An 18,005-nucleotide genomic window follows, 5' to 3' on the forward strand; every position below is an offset into this window, starting at 1 on the left:
AAGAAGTTTCGTATCTCTTGTGATGTTTGGGCGATGGCTCAAAATAATAAATTCTTTCTTATCCTTAATTTTTAGGAGCTAAAAATGAAAAAATTAGTCAAACTTTCTTTCCTTGCCGGCCTTGTAATGGGAAGTGCTTCAGTTCAGGCAACGGAAACATTTGTGACTATCGGTACCGGTGGTCAAACGGGGGTTTATTATGTGGTGGGTCAATCAATTTGCCAATTAGTAAACCGTGATACCGCAAAAACAGGTGTGAAATGTAATGCACCTTCAACCGGTGCTTCTGTGGCGAACTTAAATGCGATTGCTGCAAAAGAGATGGATATGGGGATCGCACAATCAGACTGGCAATATCACGCATACAATGGCTCAAGCTCATTTGAAGGTAAGAAAAACGATAAACTTCGTGCGATTTTCTCACTTCATGCAGAACCGTTTACAGTAATGGCTCGTACCGATGCTAATATCAAGTCATTTGATGATTTAAAAGCAAAACGTGTGAACGTGGGTGATCCGGGTTCTGGTACGCGTGCAACAATGAACGTAATTTTAGCGGCAAAAGGCTGGACGGATAAAGATTTTAAAGTAGCTTCTGAATTAAAACCGGCAGAAATGGCTTCTGTAATGTGTGATAACAACTTAGATGCAATTACTTATAACGTTGGTCACCCGAATGGCGCATTAAAAGAAGCTGCGGCATCTTGTGATGCTAAATTGGTGCCTGTAACCGGTCCTGAAATTGATAAATTAGTGGCAGATCACACATATTATGCGAAAGCAACGATTCCTGGCGGTTTATATAAAGGTTCTGATGAACCAACAGAAACCTTTGGTGTATATGCCACATTAGTCACTTCTGCGGATGTGGATGCGGATAAAGTTTATACTGTAACTAAAGCAGTATTTGATAACTTCGACCGTTTTAAACGTTTACATCCTGCATTTGAACATCTAAAACAAGAAGATATGATTAAAAGCGCACTTTCTGCTCCGCTACACGATGGTGCAGTGCGTTACTACAAAGAGAAAGGTTGGATTAAATAATCTTTTGTTCTCTTGATTTTATTTAATCAGCACGTTTTTCAGCGTGCTGGTTTTTTGCTTTTTTGGAACTGTTGATAATTTATCGATTTTTCACCTCTGATTGATAACTTATCAACAGTGTCTTGGACATCAAGCGGTTCTTTTTTGAGAAAAATTTGCAAAATTTTATAAAATAATGACCGCTTGTATTTTTTGAGGGATCTTTTATGTCAGTTGAATCTAAAGTTGATTATGATGACCTACAAGATATGGTTGCTTCCAACGATTCCGGTGGGCGAACACCATCGGGCATTGCGAAGAAAGCTATTGTTTATGTTGCTATTCTTTGGTCTTTATTTCAAATTTACTACGCCTCGCCAATTCCGTTCATATTGCAGGAATGGCTAACTTATGCGGGCATTAATTTAAATGTGGTGGTGGACGATACTAAAGCTCGTTCTATCCATCTGGCATTTGCTATGTTCTTAGCATTTTTGTCTTATCCGGCTTTTGCGACCTCTCCGAAACATAAAATTCCTTATATTGACTGGGTATTTGCATTTGTGGGGGCGTTTTTGGGTTTGTACTATATTTTCTTCTATGAAGGATTGGTTAAACGCTTTGGTGCCCCAAATCTACAAGATATTATTGCCGGCTGTGTAGGTGTTTTGTTGGTGCTTGAAGCTACCCGCCGTAGCCTTGGTTTGCCTTTGGTGGTGATTGCGATTGTATTCCTCATTTATAACTATTTTGGACAATATTTACCGGCGGATTGGATTGTGAGTCACCGTTCAGGTTCCTTATCGCAAATCATTAACCAACAATGGATCACTACCGAAGGGGTGTTTGGTGTTGCCCTTGGGGTATCGACTAAATACGTGTTCTTATTCGTATTATTTGGGGCATTGTTAGATAAAGCGGGTGCAGGTAACTATTTTATTAAAACAGCCTTTGCCTATTTAGGTCACTTACGTGGTGGCCCGGCAAAAGCGGCTGTGGTTTCTTCCGCATTAACAGGCTTGATTTCAGGTTCATCTATTGCGAATGTTGTAACTACAGGGACGTTTACCATTCCTATGATGAAGCGTGTGGGCTTTACAAAAGAAAAAGCCGGTGCGGTAGAAGTTGCTTCATCGGTAAACGGTCAAATTATGCCACCTGTGATGGGTGCTGCGGCATTTTTAATGATTGAATATGTCAATATGCCGTATAGTCAGTTGATTACTCACGCTTTCTTACCGGCATTGATTTCTTATATTGCACTAGTTTATATCGTGCATTTAGAAGCGTGTAAAATGAACTTACAAGGATTGCCAAGAACTGATCCGCCAAACCCTATTTTAGTATTCTTACTTAGAGCAGTAACCTCTATTTTAGTTGTAGTGGGGTTAGTATTGGCGGTCAATTACGGATTAGGTTGGATTCGTGTAGTTACACCTGACTATGCGTTTATCATTGTTTGTCTGTTTTTGGCGGCTTGGTATGTATTAGCGATTCGCCGTGTGGCGAGCTTCCCTGATTTAGAGGCTGATGATCCAAATTCAGATATTGTTAAACTGCCATCAAGAAAACCAACCGTAAATGCAGGCTTACATTATTTAATTCCGGTGGTTGTGTTACTTTGGTGTTTAATGGTTGAAATGCTTTCTCCGGGGCTATCTGCTTTCTGGGGAACGGTAACGTTGATTTTCATCCAATTAACTCAACGCCCATTGTTAAATTTCTTCCGTAAGGAGAGCATCACAAAAGAAATTATTAAACAAGGCGTGAAAGATGTGGTGGATAGTTTAGAAGCGGGTGGTCGCAATATGACCGGTATCGCTTTGGCAACTGCAACCGCAGGGGTGATTGTTGGGGTTGTTGCCTTAACCGGCTTTGGTGTTCAGCTTTCAAGCGTGATTGAATTCTTGTCGATGGGAAATATTATATTAATGTTAATTCTCGTGGCAATATTCAGCTTGATTTTAGGTATGGGGTTACCTACTACTGCAAACTACATTGTGGTTTCATCATTAATGGCAACCGTAATCGTAGAAGTTGGCCGTCAAAACGGTTTAATTGTACCGTTGATTGCAGTGCATTTATTTGTATTCTATTTTGGGATTATGGCTGATGTAACTCCACCTGTTGGTTTAGCCTCTTTTGCAGCTGCGGCAATTTCCGGCGGTAGTCCGATTAAAACCGGTATGGTGGCATTCTTATATAGCTTAAGAACGGCAATTTTACCTTTCCTATTTATTTTTAATACGGATTTACTATTACTAGATCTTCGTTACCCAGGACAGGGGTGGATTGTATTTATTACCGCCACGGTTGGTGTATTGGCCTTTACCTCAGCGACAATGAATTACATCCTAACTAAAAATAAATGGTGGGAAACGGCATTACTGGTTATTGCTGCGTTTGCTTTATTCCGTCCGGGCTTCTTTATGGAGCGTATTTATCCATCCGAGCGTTATATTGAACCTGTTCATTTGGCACAAGAGTTACAAGAAACAAAAGTAGGGCAAAATATCACCTTAAAAGTTGCAGGGTTAAACCCTTACGGTAAAGAGATTGAGTTCTACGCTCAAATGCCTGTACCGGAAGGTAGTACGGGTGAGGAACGTTTGAAAAATCTCGGTTTAACCTTACTTCAAACGGAAGAAAAAATTGAAGTAGATGGTGCGGAAACGCCAAAAGTGGTGATTGATATGGTAGAGATTGATTCACCGGCGGCAAAAGCAGGCTTGAACTGGGATCAAACCTTACTTTATGCAGCTATTCCTCAGCCTGCACCAAGCAAAGAGTGGATTTTTATCCCGGCATTGTTAGCTGTATTTGGTGTTGTGGCAAATCAACGTCGCAGAGTCAAAAAACAGCAGTAGTAGCTTAATAAGAGAACGTCTTTTAGGACGTTCTCTAAGGATTAACTATGTATAATAAATTACTTATTGCAATTGATTTAACAGATCTAAAAAGTGCAAAATATGTGGTGGATACCGCATTACAAATTACGGCGAAAAATCCAAATGCGGTTTACCGTGTCGTTTCAATCATTGAGCCTGTGGATAACAGCTTAATTTCGGCTTTCTTACCTAAAAACTTCGATAAAGAGGTGGTGCAAGAAGCTAATCAAAAATTGCATGATTTTACAAAAACGCACTTTCCGGAAGGTTCAAAAGTGCAACATATAGTGGCTTACGGTACTATTTACGAAGAAATTTGCCGTATTGCTGATGAAAAATCGGTGGATTTAATCTTAATGCTGGCAAGCAGCAAGCCTAAAGCAAAAGGATTAAGTTCCAATACCGTTAAAGTGGCTCGTAACACAAGCAAGCCAATTTTAGTGTTAAGATAACAAATCTTGCGTTATTCAGTTACAATAGTGCCATTCTGCTCGAATGGCATTTTTTATTTATGACAAAAACGAAAAAACTTTCTTCTCGTGCACTTTCTCCTAGAGCTATTAGTGCGAACATTATTTTACAAGTGCTGGACCAAGGTAAATCGCTTTCTACCTTAATCCCTGAAGCACAAAAAAAGCTAGACCCTAAAGATTTCCCCTTGGTGCAAGAAATCACTTTTGGGGTATGTCGAATGCTGCCCCGCTTGGAATCGATCATCAAATTATTGCTAGAAAAACCGCTTAAAGGCAAAACGCGTTTGGTGCATTGTTTGTTGTTAGTGGGCTTGTATCAATTACTTTATATGCGAGTGCCGGCTCATGCTGCTGTGGATGAAGTGGTGAATGCTACCAAAGCATTAAAACTGGATAGTTTTCGAGCATTAACCAATGGTGTGCTACGTCGTTTTTTGCGTGAGCAGGATGAAATTTTGGCGAAAGTCGATAAGCATTGGCAGACACAGCATTCTGAATGGTTGGTGAATAAACTAAAAAAAGCTTATCCTCATTGGCGTGATATTATCGAAGCTAATAATCAACGCCCTCCTATGTGGATTCGAGTAAACCAACAACATATTAAAGCGAAAGATTATTCGGTGTTGTTGGGGGAAGTGGTTGCAAAAAATTTGCAAAATTCTACCGCTTGTACGCCTGATTGCGCGTTACTGTTGGATAAACCTGTGGCAGTAAATCAGCTTATGAATTTTGAACAAGGCTGGGCAACGGTGCAAGATGTTCATGCGCAATGGGCGGCAGAACTACTTGATGCTCAAAACGGCGAAACGATTTTAGATGCTTGTGCTGCACCGGGTGGTAAAACTACCCATATTTTAGAAAAAGCCCCGCAAGCAAACGTGATTGCTTTGGATATTGAAGAAAGTCGTTTAAAGCGCGTGCGTGAGAATTTAGCTCGACTTGGGCAGTCTGCACAAGTCATCTGTGGAGATGCTTCAAAACCACAAGAATGGCTGGCAGATGATGTGATGTTTGATCGCATTTTACTTGATGCACCTTGTTCGGCAACCGGAGTAATTCGCCGCCATCCTGATATTAAATGGCTGCGTAAAGAAGATGATATTGCGGAATTAGCCCTATTACAGCGAAATATTCTTGAGGCGTTATGGGCAAGATTGAAACCAACGGGCATCTTAGTTTATGCAACTTGCTCTGTACTTCCTGATGAAAACAGCGAGCAAATCAAGCGGTTTATGCAATCTCATCCTGATGCTAAACAGGTAGAGATGGACTTTAACGGTGAAAAAGTAGTAGAAAAACAGTTTTTTCCGCATGAAAACGGTGGAGACGGTTTCTTCTATGCAAAATTACAAAAAGTGGCAAATTAAATGAAAATTATCATTTTAGGGGCGGGGCAAGTAGGCTCAACGCTGGCAGAAAATTTAGTGAGCGAGGACAATGATATTGTTTTGGTTGATAACGACCCCGCACGATTGGATAAGCTAAAAGATAAACATGATTTACAGGTTATTCGTGGTGAATATGCATCGCCTCGTGTATTGCGTGAGGCTGGGGCGAATGATGCTGATCTTTTAGTAGCAGTTACCGATAGTGATGAAGTAAATATGATTGCCTGCCAAGTGGCTTACACTTTATTTAATGTGCCAACCAAAATTGCCCGTATTCGCAGTGCAGACTATGTGCGGGAAAAAGATCAACTTTTTAATGATGATGTCTTGCCTATAGACCATATTATTGCTCCTGAAATTTTGGTGAAAAAAGATATTTTGCGTTTAATCCACTACCCGGGTGCGTTACAAATTGCACATTTTGCCGATGAGTTAGTGAGCTTGGTGAATGTGAAAGCTTATTATGGTGGTCCTTTAGTCGGCTACCCGATTTCGGCATTAAAAGATCACCTGCCTCATATTGAGGCAAGAATAGTCTCTATTTTCCGTCAAGATAAACCGATTTTTCCGCAAGGCTCAACTATTATTGAAGCTGGAGATGAGGTCTTTTTTATCTGTGCCACCCAACATATTCGGGCTGTAATGAGTGAGTTACAGCGTTTAGACCGACCTCATAAGCGTATTATGATTGTAGGGGGAGGAAGTATTGGTTCTTCTTTAGCTCAAGATTTAGAAGAGCAATATAGGGTAAAAATTATAGAGCGAAACCCGAAACTCGCGGAAAAATTAGCGGAAAAACTCTCCAATACTTTAGTGTTAACCGGTGATGCCTCCGATGAAGAATTGCTGTTTGAAGAGCATATTGAGAATATTGATTTATTCCTTGCTGTAACCAGCGATGATGAATCTAATATTATGGCAGCATTATTGGCAAAGCGTTTAGGTGCGAAAAAAGTGATTATCCTTGTGCAACGTTTAGCCTATTTGCATCTTATTCAAGGCGGAACAATTGATATTGCGATTTCTCCTCAACAGGCTACCATTTCTGCGTTAGCAAGCTATGTGCGAAAAGGGGATATTTTACAAGTTTCTTCTTTAAAATTAGGGGTTGCCGGTGGAGTGGAGATCATCGCACACGGTGATGAAACAACCTCTAAAGTGGTTGGCCGTCAAATTAAAGATTTAAAACTACCACAGGGTGCAATTGTTGGTGCGATTGTGCGTGGTGAGGAGGTGATTATAGCCCATAAATCTACTATTATTAAAGAACATGACCGTGTCATTATTTTTGTAAATGATAAAAAACAAATTGATGAAATTGAAAAACTGTTCCAGATAGGTGTGTTCTTCTTATAAATCTCAAATAAAGTTGGTAAGTTTTTATCAAAAACTTACCGCTTGTTAGACTACATCCCGCTATTTATTTTCTCCTCTTTTGCTTTTCTAACAGCCTATCTTATTAATTACAAAAGTGTGATCTACCTCTCAAATTTACAAAAAATTTTATAAGTATTTGATTTCAAAAGAAGTTTATATTTTTACTTTCATTGACTTTGAAGTGCCTAGGGAGTAACTTGTGAAACGTAATTTTACTATTTGAAATCCAAAGTGTTAGAGGTATCCAAAATGACTATTCGAGTATCTTATGAAGATTTAAAAGCACAGTTTAAACGCGTTTTACTTTCCCGTAATGTGCGTGAAGAAATTGCTGAAGAGTGTGCAACCGTCTTTGCCGACACCACCCAAGCCGGTGCTTATTCTCACGGGGTAAACCGTTTCCCGCGTTTTATTCAGCAGTTAGAAAATGGCGACATTGTGCCTGAAGCAGTACCAACCAAAGTGCTTTCATTAGGTGCAATTGAGCAGTGGGACGCACACCAAGCGATCGGTAACTTAACTGCGAAAAAAATGATGGACAGAGCGATGGAGCTGGCTTCGCAAAACGGCATCGGTGTGGTGGCATTGCGTAACGCAAACCACTGGATGCGTGGCGGTTCTTACGGTTGGCAAGCAGCAGAAAAAGGCTATATCGGTATCTGTTGGACGAACGCTTTAGCGGTTATGCCACCTTGGGGGGCGAAAGAGTGCCGTATTGGGACTAACCCGTTAATTGTTGCGGTGCCAACTACACCAATTACCATGGTCGATATGTCTTGCTCAATGTACTCCTACGGAATGCTTGAAGTTCACCGCTTAGCGGGTCGCCAAACCTTCGTCGATGCCGGTTTTGATGATGAGGGCAACCCGACTCGTGATCCGGCAACTGTGGAGAAAAACCGCCGCTTAATGCCAATGGGCTTCTGGAAAGGTTCGGGCTTATCGATTGTGTTAGATATGATCGCAACCCTGCTTTCTAACGGTGAATCCACCGCTGCGGTAACCGAAGATAAAGATGATGAATACTGCGTTTCCCAGGTGTTTATTGCCATTGAAGTCGATAGACTGATTGACGGCAAAACTAAAGATGAAAAACTTAACCGTATTATGGATTACGTTCGCACCGCTGAGCGTGCAGACCCTGATGTAGCGGTGCGTTTACCGGGGCACGAGTTCACGCAAATTCTTGCCGACAACAAAGCCAACGGCATTCCGGTAGATGATACCGTGTGGGCGAAATTGCAATCGCTGTAATATTTTAGAGCAGAGGCGGAGCCTCTGGGTAATGAGTAACCCCACACGGCTCGTGTGGGGGTAAAACAGAACGGAGCAACAAATGTTTTTCGGTCATATTTCAAATTACAACCCTGCTCAATATCCAAAAGCGATTCAATTCGCATTGGATTATTTAAAAAATACCGATTTTGATGCGATGGAAGCAGGTGTTTACGAACTCAAAGGGCGTGATATTTACGTTCAAGTGTTAGATCTTGAAACGAAAGAAAAATCCGCTTATCAGCCGGAAGTGCATCGAAATTATTTAGACGTGCAATATTTACACAAAGGTGTGGAATTAATGGCGGCATCCATTGATTTAGGCAATAACCCTATTGCGGTGGAATATAACTCTGAGCGTGATATTCAATTTTATGTTTCGGTGCAAAATGAAAATGAATTCCGCTGTGAGGCTGGCAACTTTGCGGTGTTCTTCCCTGAAGATACGCACCGAACAGCTATTTTTGCAGGAGAAGCAAAAATCCGCAAAGTGGTGGTAAAAATTAAAATGAGTGAAATTTGAGGTAGTTTATGAAAGCCTTTGCTCAATTAGTTGGAAAAGCATTAGAAGCATTAGTGGTAATTATTTTATCCGCTATGTCTATCTTGGTTTTCCTCAATGTTGTGTTACGTTACGGCTTTAATAGCAGTATTAACGTTACAGAAGAAGTTTCACGTTATATGTTTGTATGGCTTGCTTTCTTAGGTGCGGTATTGGCGTTTAGTGAAAACCAGCACGTTAGAGTAACAATGCTGACAGACAAATTATCGCCGGTTGGTAGAAACATTTTAAGTGTGTTTACTGATTTAGCGATGCTGTTCTGCTGCTACTTAATTGTAGATGGTAGCTGGATTCAATTTAATCTTAACTTGAATAACTTTGCCCCAATTTCGGGCTTACCGCAAGGCATTACTTTCCTTGCAAGCACGGTTGCAGGTGTATTAATCGGTATCTTAATTATTGTACGCATTGTTGCAACCATTGGCGTAATTGCGAAAGGAGAAAGTAAATGACTGTTGTAATTTTTCTTTCCGTATTACTTGGCTCGATTTTATTGGGCATTCCGGTTGCATTTGCACTTTTAGTCTGTGGTGTCGCATTAATGCTGCACTTAGATCTGTTTGATGCTCAAATTCTTGCCCAACAAATCGTCAGCGGTGCAGACAGTTTCTCGTTAATGGCGATTCCGTTCTTCATTCTTGCCGGTGAAATTATGAACGAAGGTGGTTTGTCTAAACGGATTATCGACTTACCGATGAAATTAGTGGGCCACAAACGGGGTGGCTTAGGCTTCGTGGCCATTCTTGCCGCGATGATTATGGCAAGCCTTTCCGGTTCTGCGGTGGCGGATACGGCTGCGGTAGCGGCAATGTTGTTACCAATGATGAAAACCACAGGTTACCCGATTGATAAATCTGCCGGCTTAATCGGCACAGCAGGGATCATCGCCCCGATTATTCCACCAAGCATTCCGTTTATCGTATTTGGTGTGGCAAGCGGTGTTTCCATCACCAAGCTGTTCTTAGCCGGTATTTTCCCGGGCATTATGATGGGTATATTCTTAGCCCTGTTATGGTGGTGGCAAGCGAAGCGTTTAGATTTAATGACCTTCTCCAAAGCAACCAAAGAAGAGTTATGTATCTCGTTTAAAAACAGTATTTGGGCGTTGTTACTCCCTGTAATCATCATCGGTGGTTTCCGTTCAGGTATGTTTACCCCAACCGAAGCGGGTGCAGTGGCCACATTCTATGCCTTGATTGTTTCACTGTTCGTTTACCGTGAAATGAAATTCAAAGACTTATACAAAGTGGTATTAGCTGCAGCGAAAACGACAGCAGTGGTAATGTTCTTAGTGGCAGCTGCGAATGTAACCGGTTGGTTAATCACCGTGGCAGAGTTACCAACAATGCTCACCGAATTATTAGAACCGTTAATTGAAAGCCCAACCACCTTACTATTGGTGATTATGCTGGCGGTATTTATTATCGGTATGGTGATGGACTTAACCCCAACGGTCTTAATTCTTACTCCGGTATTGATGCCGTTAGTAGAAGAAGCAGGTATCGACCCGGTGTACTTCGGTGTGTTATTCATCTTAAATACCTCAATCGGCTTAATTACCCCGCCGGTGGGCAACGTGTTAAACGTGATTACAGGGGTATCAAAACTGCCGTTTGATCAGGCTGCTAAGGGGGTATTCCCTTACTTAATGATGATGATTTTCTTACTGTTGCTATTTGTGTTCTTCCCATCGCTCGTACTCGTGCCGTTGGAATGGATGCAGTAAATTTGATTTAACCCTGCAAGCGGTTGAAATTTGCAAAAAATCTGTAAAAACAAACCGCTTGCACCCCACAATTTGTTTATCACAGGAGAATCCTATGAAACTTTTTAACTTAAAAGCTTTAGCCGCATTAGTCGCAGGCGTTGCCGTAATGAGTTCTTCAGCTATGGCTGAAACTTCACTACGTTTCGGTTATGAAGCACCACGCTCAGACAGCCAACACATCGCAGCGAAAAAATTCGATGAGTTATTAGCTGAAAAAACCAAAGGTGAAATCAAATTAAAACTGTTCCCGGACAGCACGTTGGGTAACGCACAAACGATGATCAGCGGCGTGCGTGGCGGGACGATTGATATCGAAATGTCAGGCTCACCAAACTTCACCGGCTTAGAGCCAAAATTAAACGTGATCGACATTCCGTTTATCTTCAAGGATCGTGAACATGTTTACAAAGTGTTAGACGGTGAAATCGGTCAAGGTTTATTAAAAGATTTAGAAGCTCAAGGCTTAAAAGGTTTAGCGTTCTGGGATGTCGGTTTCCGTGCCTTCTCAAATTCTAAACACGCGGTAAACAAACCGGAAGACATTAAAGGCTTAAAAGTCCGCACCAACCAAAACCCAATGTACATTCAAGCGTTCAACTTGTTAGGCGGCAACCCGGTGCCAATGCCACTCTCTGAGCTTTACACTGCGTTAGAAACCCGTGCGGTTGATGCCCAAGAGCACCCAATCGGCATTTTCTGGTCGGCAAAATTATACGAAGTACAAAAACACTTAAGCTTAACCAACCACGGCTACACCCCGTTAATCGTAGTGATGAACAAAGCGAAATTCGACGGCTTAGCACCTGAACTACAAACGGCTTTATTAGAAGCTGCGAAAGAAGCAGGTCAATTCCAACGTGATCTGAACGTGAAAAACGAGCAAGAGATCATCGAGAAATTACGCAAAGCGGGCATCGAAGTGATCGAAAAAGTGGATAACGCACCGTTTAAAGCAGCAATTGAAACCGAAGTGCGTAAAGCGTTCGTTGAAAAACACGGCGATGAGTTATTGAAAAAAGTGGATGCTTTAGCTCAATAATTTGACTTTATTTAAGCATAAAACTCCCTCCGGTTTGGGGGGAGTTGTTGTATAGACTCTACGTCATTGTAGGAGAACCTATGAAAGTATTTAATCTCAAAACCCTTGCAGCATTAGTTGCCGGCTTTTCCCTATTCTCAACCGCACAAGCAGAAAGCAATTTCCGCTTTGCCTATGAAGCCCCTCGTTCAGACACCCAACACATTGCGGCGAAAAAATTTAATGATTTATTACAAGAAAAATCGAATAAATCCATTAAATTAAGCCTCTTCCCTGACAGCACCTTGGGTAATGCCCAAACCGCAATCAGCGGCGTACGTGGTGGCACCATTGATTTGGTGATGTCCAGCTCATCTAATTTTACCGGCTTGGTGCCAAAATTAAATGTGATCGACATTCCGTTTATTTTTAAAGATCGTGAACACGCTTATAAAGCGTTAGATGGTGAAATCGGGCAAGGCTTATTAAAATCCCTTGAAGAACAAGGCTTAAAAGGCTTAGCCTTTTGGGAGGTCGGCTTCCGAGCGTTTTCCAACTCCAAACACCCGATCACCAAACCCGAAGACATCAAAGGCTTAAAAATCCGTACCAACCAAAACCCAATGTACATTCAAGCCTTTTCCATCTTAGGGGCAAACCCGGTGCCAATGCCGTTATCGGAGCTTTACACAGCCCTTGAAACCAAAGCGGTCGATGCACAAGAACACCCAATCGGCATTTTCTGGTCAGCCAAACTATACGAGGTGCAAAAATATTTCAGCTTCACCAACCACGGCTACACTCCGTTAATTGTGGTGATGAATAAAGCGAAATTTGATGCGTTATCGCCAGAGCAGCAAAAAGTATTGGTGGAAACCGCTCAAGAAGCGGGTAACTATCAACGCCAGCTTAATTTAGAGAATGAACAAAAAATCATTGATTCGCTGAAAAAAGCCGGCATTGAATTTGTCGATAACCTCGATACCACACCGTTTAAAAATGCCGTTTCTAACGAAACCCGAAAGGCATTTATCGAGAAAAACGGAGATGATTTAGTCAAAGCGATTGATGCGTTGGCGAAGTAATCAAATAACCTAGCATGAGCCTTGCTAGGCCCTATAATCCAAGCTCCTATGGGGCTAGAGCCACAAAGTGGCTCGGTTAAGCTAACCTCACACGGCTCGTGTGGGGTACAAGCGGTCAAAAAAGTAAAAATTTTTACAAACAACTTCCTCACAGGAGGAACAATGGCACAACCCATTTTAAGTATGCAACACATCATCAAACGCTTCGGCAGCCATACCGCGGTGAATGATGTTAGCCTCAATATTCATTCGGGTGAAATTGTTGCCCTGCTCGGTGAAAACGGGGCGGGTAAATCCACATTGATTAAAATCCTCGCCGGTATTTACGACCGCGACGAGGGCGACATTCTTTTCCACAACCAAAAAATCCAATCGGCACACGCCCTTGAAAAAGGCAACAAAAAACCGATTGCCTTTATCCACCAAGATCTCGGCTTAATCGAGTGGATGACGATTGCCGAAAATATGGCATTTGTGATGGGTTTTCCTCGTCGCTTCGGTCTCATCGACTGGGCGAAAGTGCGTGAGCAGTCACAAAAAGCCCTCGATTTTGTCGGCATCAAACTCTCTGCCGACACCCGTGTGTTTGATTTAAGCCGTACCGAAAAAGCCCTACTGGCGATTGCCCGTGCAATAGCGGTCAATGCGGAAATTTTGGTGCTGGATGAACCGACGGCTTCCCTCCCTGCTTCCGACGTAGAACACCTTTTCACGGTGCTAAACTGCTTGCGAGATCAGGGCGTAGGTATGATTTACGTGACCCACCGTTTAGACGAAGTAATCGCCATTTCCGACCGCATTTTGGTGATGCGGGACGGCTTCCCGGTCGCCGAAGGGCAAACCAAACTGTACGATGTGAAAGGCTTGGTAAAAGCGATTGTCGGCGAAGAGAGCCGTGGCAAGCAGCGTGTTGATCTACCTACTGACACCCCTGAAATTTTAAGCCTCGAAAACGTGGTAGTCGGCGATACTGGCCCGGTGAATTTCCGCCTACATAAAGGTGAGATGATCGCACTTGCAGGGCTTCGTGGTGCAGGCCAAGAAGAGATCGGTCGCTTACTGTTTGGCGAACGCACACTGGATAAAGGCGAAATTCAGTTAGACAAGCGGTTATATTCCGCCAAAAACCCGCAAGAGGCGATTGCCAACGGCATGGCATTAGTGGCGGGCGACCGTACTCGTGAAAGCGTGTTTATGTCAATGACCACCAGTGAAAACTTATTCATCAACCCTGTTCTTAGCGGTCGCTCGGCATTAAAACGCTACTCGAAGCGTGAAGAGTGGGGCGAAAGCTGGTACAAATTCCAACTGTTCGATATCCGCCCGAAAAACCTGTTTATTGACGCCAGTGCTTTATCCGGTGGCAACCAGCAGAAAATCGTGTTAGCCCGTTGGATGCACCTCAACACCCCAATCCTGATTTTGGAAGACCCAACAGCTGGCGTGGACGTGGGTGCAAGGGCAGAAATCTACGACTTGCTGAATAAAGCCCTTGCTGAAGGCGTGGCAATTATCGTGATTTCTACCGACTTTGAAGAGATCGCCCACTTATGTAACCGTGCATTGGTGTTCAACCGGGGGGAAATTGCCGGCGAACTGCTGAATGAAGAAGTTAGCTTTGCAAACTTACTGGCGTTGGCATCGGATAGTCAGTCGGAACAACAATAACTTACTCTCGCCCGCTTGCGGGAGAGAGACAGCTCAAAATAGCGTAAGGCTATTTTGAGCAGAGAGAGGGCAAACAAGCGGTCATTTTTCTTAAAAATATTGCAACCCCTCTCCCTCCGAAAGCCTCACGGCTTTCTCCTCCCTCTCCCGCAAGCGGGCGAGGGGAAAATACAGAATTTCAACGGAGTAATCTATGGCTCAAACAAACATCAAATCCACCGCGTTAGAACAACCGGTCTCTCTCGCTCGTGACGGCTTTATGGCGTGGTTCTCGCAAATGTCCACCCGCTACGGCTTATTATGGCTGTGCGTATTATTGGTGATTATCTTCTCACTCACCACCGAATCTTTTGCCTCAATGCTGACTTTAAATGCGATTTTGGAAAGTAAATCGAAAATCGCCCTACTTGCGTTAGCTGCGACTACCACAATGATCGTCGGTAAAATCGACCTGAACGTTGGTTTCGGTATCGTGTTATGGCACATTTTAGTGATTACCCTGCAAGTGCAATACGGTTTCTCTTGGTATATGGCGATTTTAATCGTATTAGTGATCGCTGCCCTTTACGGCTTGCTAAACGGTATTTTAGTTGCCTTGGCAGACATCGACAGCTTCGTGGCAACCCTCGGTTCAGGCACAGTGCTGTATGCGGTGGCATTATGGCACTCGGGTGGTCGTCAAATTGTGGGCGATTTACCCGATGAATTTATCGCCTTAAACAGCAAGGAGATTTTCGGTATTCCGATTTCCGCATTCTATGTGTTGGCGGTGGCTATCGTGATGTGGTTAGTGACCGAACACACCCCAACCGGCCGTTGTATGTACGCCGTTGGTGGTAACCCAACCGCCGCTCGTTTAAACGGGATTAACATTAAAAAATACACCATCGTGCCGTTTATTGTCTCGAGCGTTATCACTGCGTTCACCGGCGTGCTGATCTCCGCACAACAAGGTGTGGGTCAAGCAAGCGTGGGGATGGACTACTTACTGCCTGCTCTGGTGGGGGCATTCTTAGGCAGTACTACGATTCGCCCGGGGCGGATTAACGTATGGGGAACGGTGGTCGGTATCGCCATTCTGGCAATCGGGATTTCAGGTATTCAACAATTCGGTGGAGCGTTCTGGGTTGAACCGCTATTTAACGGGGCGACATTGTTACTCTCTATCACTATCGCAGGCTATGCCCAACGCAAACGCTTGTTAAACCAAAAAGCTGTACAGAAAAAATCAACCAACTAACCTTTGAGGATTTGATTATGAAAAAGACATTTCGTACAACCTTAACCGCACTCGCAACGCTAACCGCCGTAGCTTTCGGAAGCCACGCATTCGCAAACGAAGATCCATTTGTGCAAGAAGCAAAACAGCTAGTCGCCGCTGCCACCGCTAAACAAGAAAAATGGGACGGCCCAACCACCGGTCCACAATTACAAAAAGACAAAACCGTGATTTTCATCGCTTCCGATATGAAAAACGGCGGCGTACTCGGCGTGATTGATGGAATGAAAGAAGCGGTCGGTGCAACCGGCTGGAAACTCGATGTGTTAGACGGTGCAGGTACAGTAAATAACCAACTTGCTGCGTTAAACCAAGCGATTGCCCGTAAACCGGATGCGATTGTGATTGGCGGTTGGAACCCGAACGTGGCGAAAATTCCACTCCAAAAAGCAACCAAAAATGGCATCATTTTAGCCGCGTGGCACGCGACTCCTGAGCCGGGTGCGATTGATAAATATGGCATTTTCTACAACGTGACGTCTGACTCTGATGAAATCGCTCGCCTTTCTGCAATGCTTGCGGTGGCAGAGTCTAACGGTAAAGCGAAAGCGATTATCTTAACCGACTCGCTCTATGAAATCGCCTTACGCAAAGCGAACGTGATGAAAGATGTGATCGAAAAATGTAAAGAGTGTAAGGTGTTAGAGTTTATCGACACCCCACTTGCCGACACTTCAAGCCGTATGCCGAACTTAACCTTCAGCTTATTGCAAAAATACGGTGACGATTTAGAGTACGCCTTAGCGATTAACGATCTCTACTTCGACTTTATGACGCCGTCTCTCCGCTCAGCCAACAAAGACAAACCGCTCAGCATTTCGGCAGGTGACGGCTCGGTCACGGCTTACCAACGTATCCGTGCAGGCGACAAACAGTTCGCGACCGTGCCGGAGCCGTTGAACCTACACGGCTGGCAGTTAGTGGACGAATTAAACCGTGCGTTTGCCAAAGAAAAACCGTCCGGCTATGTGACCCCGGCTCACTTAGTGACCAAAGAGAACGTGGCGTTTGACGGCGGCGAAAACAACCTTTATGACCCACAAAACGGGTATAAAGACGCTTACAAAGCGATTTGGGGTGTGAAGTAACCCCAACAAGCGGTCGGATTTTGCCAATTTTTTGTAAGATCTGACCGCTTGTAATGAACAATGAAATCATTTCTTCGATTTGGCAGAATCAAAAACGGAGTTCAATATAAAAAATGAGCAATAAATTTATCCCCCAAATCTCCGACCCTCGTTTTGCAGAGTTAGTCGGCAACACTTTTGAAATCGAAGAACTTTTTGATAAAGCCATCTGGGCTGAAGGCCCGGCGTGGAGCAAGGCTCAACAGGCACTCTATTTCAGCGATGTAAAAGGCTGCACCATGTACCGTTGGACAGAAAAAGATGGCACGCAAATTTTCCGCCAGCCGTCGCACTTTTCCAACGGTAATGCCTTTGATGCGAACGACAACCTGATTACTTGCGAACATGGCAACCGTGGCATTAGCCTAACCACCCCAAGCGGTGAGTACCGTTTTTTAGTCGGCAAATTAGACGGCAAACGCCTTAACTCGCCGAATGATGTGGTGGTTAAATCGGAGGGCACAATTTGGTTTACCGATCCGCCGTACGGCATTTTGTCTGACAACGAAGGCAAACAATCGCCAAGCGAAATTATCGGCTGCTACGTCTATTGTTACGACCCGAAAACCGATAAACTGAACATCGCCACCTTCAACACGATGCGACCAAACGGCTTGGCGTTCTCGCCAGACGAAAAACAGCTCTATGTGGCAGATATGTCGAGCGTGGAATTTGACGGCGACGGCTTGCACCATTTAGTGGTGTTCGATGTGGACGGCAACAAATTGAAAAACCGCCGTGATGTGGCAGAAATCAACCCCGGCATTCCGGACGGCTTCCGCATTAAACGCAACGGCGTGATTTTCTGCTCGTGCGAAGAGGGCATTATCGCCCTGCTGCCGGACGGTACAGAACTCGGGCGATTTGTACTTGGTAAACCGACCTCAAATTGCAGTTTCGGTGATGATGAACAAACATTGTTTATCACTTGTTCAAATAGTGTTTATCGTTTAACAATACAGCCGTAATAATGAATAGCAAGGCAAACTATTTTCGCTCTACAAGCGGTTATTTTTTCGAAATTTTTTACAAAAACGGACGAACTTCGTCCTCATAATGATGGGAAATAAA

General features: G+C 43.5%; 15 protein-coding genes and 1 pseudogene. All 16 read left to right on the forward strand.

All coding sequences use genetic code 11. The features are described from left to right. Nucleotides 1–84: 84 nt before the first annotated feature. Nucleotides 85–1,047 carry a TAXI family TRAP transporter solute-binding subunit gene (locus A6B41_RS00565; RefSeq protein WP_027073493.1) on the forward strand — a complete coding sequence of 321 codons (963 nt, stop codon included), beginning with the start codon at nucleotides 85–87 and terminating at the stop codon, nucleotides 1,045–1,047. A gap of 206 nt (nucleotides 1,048–1,253) precedes the next feature. Next, nucleotides 1,254–3,893 carry a TRAP transporter permease gene (locus A6B41_RS00570; protein WP_027073492.1) on the forward strand — a complete coding sequence of 880 codons (2,640 nt, stop codon included), beginning with the start codon at nucleotides 1,254–1,256 and terminating at the stop codon, nucleotides 3,891–3,893. 47 nt (nucleotides 3,894–3,940) lie between these two features. Beyond that, nucleotides 3,941–4,366: a universal stress protein gene (locus tag A6B41_RS00575; protein WP_027073491.1), complete on the forward strand. Its 426-nt coding sequence runs from the start codon at nucleotides 3,941–3,943 to the stop codon at nucleotides 4,364–4,366. Between the two features lie 59 nt (nucleotides 4,367–4,425). Then, nucleotides 4,426–5,754 (forward strand): 16S rRNA (cytosine(967)-C(5))-methyltransferase RsmB, encoded by a 1,329-nt coding sequence (gene rsmB / locus A6B41_RS00580; protein WP_032847116.1) that lies wholly within the window; start codon nucleotides 4,426–4,428, stop codon nucleotides 5,752–5,754. Further along, nucleotides 5,755–7,131 carry a Trk system potassium transporter TrkA gene (gene trkA / locus A6B41_RS00585; protein WP_027073489.1) on the forward strand — a complete coding sequence of 459 codons (1,377 nt, stop codon included), beginning with the start codon at nucleotides 5,755–5,757 and terminating at the stop codon, nucleotides 7,129–7,131. A gap of 276 nt (nucleotides 7,132–7,407) precedes the next feature. After that, nucleotides 7,408–8,406: a 3-dehydro-L-gulonate 2-dehydrogenase gene (gene yiaK / locus A6B41_RS00590; protein WP_027073488.1), complete on the forward strand. Its 999-nt coding sequence runs from the start codon at nucleotides 7,408–7,410 to the stop codon at nucleotides 8,404–8,406. 82 nt (nucleotides 8,407–8,488) lie between these two features. Continuing rightward, nucleotides 8,489–8,950 carry a NanQ anomerase/TabA/YiaL family protein gene (locus A6B41_RS00595; protein ID WP_027073487.1) on the forward strand — a complete coding sequence of 154 codons (462 nt, stop codon included), beginning with the start codon at nucleotides 8,489–8,491 and terminating at the stop codon, nucleotides 8,948–8,950. Between the two features lie 8 nt (nucleotides 8,951–8,958). Further along, nucleotides 8,959–9,441 (forward strand): TRAP transporter small permease, encoded by a 483-nt coding sequence (locus tag A6B41_RS00600; RefSeq protein WP_027073486.1) that lies wholly within the window; start codon nucleotides 8,959–8,961, stop codon nucleotides 9,439–9,441. Then, nucleotides 9,438–10,715, forward strand: coding sequence for a TRAP transporter large permease subunit (locus A6B41_RS00605; RefSeq protein ID WP_027073485.1), 1,278 nt, complete (start codon nucleotides 9,438–9,440; stop codon nucleotides 10,713–10,715). The genes A6B41_RS00600 and A6B41_RS00605 overlap by 4 nt, the downstream gene beginning before the upstream one ends. A gap of 94 nt (nucleotides 10,716–10,809) precedes the next feature. Beyond that, nucleotides 10,810–11,796: a TRAP transporter substrate-binding protein gene (locus A6B41_RS00610; protein ID WP_027073484.1), complete on the forward strand. Its 987-nt coding sequence runs from the start codon at nucleotides 10,810–10,812 to the stop codon at nucleotides 11,794–11,796. Nucleotides 11,797–11,876: 80 nt separating this feature from the next. After that, nucleotides 11,877–12,860 carry a TRAP transporter substrate-binding protein gene (locus A6B41_RS00615; protein ID WP_027073483.1) on the forward strand — a complete coding sequence of 328 codons (984 nt, stop codon included), beginning with the start codon at nucleotides 11,877–11,879 and terminating at the stop codon, nucleotides 12,858–12,860. Nucleotides 12,861–13,043: 183 nt separating this feature from the next. Beyond that, on the forward strand, nucleotides 13,044–14,528 hold the full coding sequence (locus tag A6B41_RS00620) for a sugar ABC transporter ATP-binding protein (protein ID WP_209321705.1): 1,485 nt from the start codon (nucleotides 13,044–13,046) through the stop codon (nucleotides 14,526–14,528). 193 nt (nucleotides 14,529–14,721) lie between these two features. Then, nucleotides 14,722–15,768 carry an ABC transporter permease gene (locus A6B41_RS00625; protein WP_027073481.1) on the forward strand — a complete coding sequence of 349 codons (1,047 nt, stop codon included), beginning with the start codon at nucleotides 14,722–14,724 and terminating at the stop codon, nucleotides 15,766–15,768. 17 nt (nucleotides 15,769–15,785) lie between these two features. Further along, entirely contained in the window at nucleotides 15,786–16,895 is a 1,110-nt protein-coding gene (locus A6B41_RS00630) for an ABC transporter substrate-binding protein (RefSeq protein WP_027073480.1), read from the forward strand. A 113-nt stretch (nucleotides 16,896–17,008) separates the two neighbouring features. Further along, nucleotides 17,009–17,902: an SMP-30/gluconolactonase/LRE family protein gene (locus tag A6B41_RS00635; RefSeq protein WP_027073479.1), complete on the forward strand. Its 894-nt coding sequence runs from the start codon at nucleotides 17,009–17,011 to the stop codon at nucleotides 17,900–17,902. A gap of 23 nt (nucleotides 17,903–17,925) precedes the next feature. After that, nucleotides 17,926–17,991: pseudogene (locus A6B41_RS11285) on the forward strand (SMP-30/gluconolactonase/LRE family protein); the annotation flags it as partial. Nucleotides 17,992–18,005: the final 14 nt, after the last annotated feature.

The organism is Mannheimia granulomatis (genome assembly GCF_013377255.1).
GTDB classification, from domain to species: Bacteria; Pseudomonadota; Gammaproteobacteria; order Enterobacterales; family Pasteurellaceae; genus Mannheimia; species Mannheimia granulomatis.

Bases quoted from the DNA above. Each gene is read 5' to 3' on its own strand.
- A6B41_RS00620 (WP_209321705.1), top strand. From the start codon at position 13,044: ATGCAACACATCATCAAACGCTTCGGCAGCCATACCGCGGTGAATGAT.
- A6B41_RS00605 (WP_027073485.1), top strand. From the start codon at position 9,438: ATGACTGTTGTAATTTTTCTTTCCGTATTACTTGGCTCGATTTTATTG.
- A6B41_RS00595 (WP_027073487.1), top strand. From the start codon at position 8,489: ATGTTTTTCGGTCATATTTCAAATTACAACCCTGCTCAATATCCAAAA.
- A6B41_RS00610 (WP_027073484.1), top strand. From the start codon at position 10,810: ATGAAACTTTTTAACTTAAAAGCTTTAGCCGCATTAGTCGCAGGCGTT.
- trkA (WP_027073489.1), top strand. From the start codon at position 5,755: ATGAAAATTATCATTTTAGGGGCGGGGCAAGTAGGCTCAACGCTGGCA.
- rsmB (WP_032847116.1), top strand. From the start codon at position 4,426: ATGACAAAAACGAAAAAACTTTCTTCTCGTGCACTTTCTCCTAGAGCT.
- A6B41_RS00630 (WP_027073480.1), top strand. From the start codon at position 15,786: ATGAAAAAGACATTTCGTACAACCTTAACCGCACTCGCAACGCTAACC.
- A6B41_RS00625 (WP_027073481.1), top strand. From the start codon at position 14,722: ATGGCTCAAACAAACATCAAATCCACCGCGTTAGAACAACCGGTCTCT.
- A6B41_RS00570 (WP_027073492.1), top strand. From the start codon at position 1,254: ATGTCAGTTGAATCTAAAGTTGATTATGATGACCTACAAGATATGGTT.
- A6B41_RS00615 (WP_027073483.1), top strand. From the start codon at position 11,877: ATGAAAGTATTTAATCTCAAAACCCTTGCAGCATTAGTTGCCGGCTTT.
- A6B41_RS00575 (WP_027073491.1), top strand. From the start codon at position 3,941: ATGTATAATAAATTACTTATTGCAATTGATTTAACAGATCTAAAAAGT.
- A6B41_RS00635 (WP_027073479.1), top strand. From the start codon at position 17,009: ATGAGCAATAAATTTATCCCCCAAATCTCCGACCCTCGTTTTGCAGAG.
- A6B41_RS00600 (WP_027073486.1), top strand. From the start codon at position 8,959: ATGAAAGCCTTTGCTCAATTAGTTGGAAAAGCATTAGAAGCATTAGTG.
- A6B41_RS00565 (WP_027073493.1), top strand. From the start codon at position 85: ATGAAAAAATTAGTCAAACTTTCTTTCCTTGCCGGCCTTGTAATGGGA.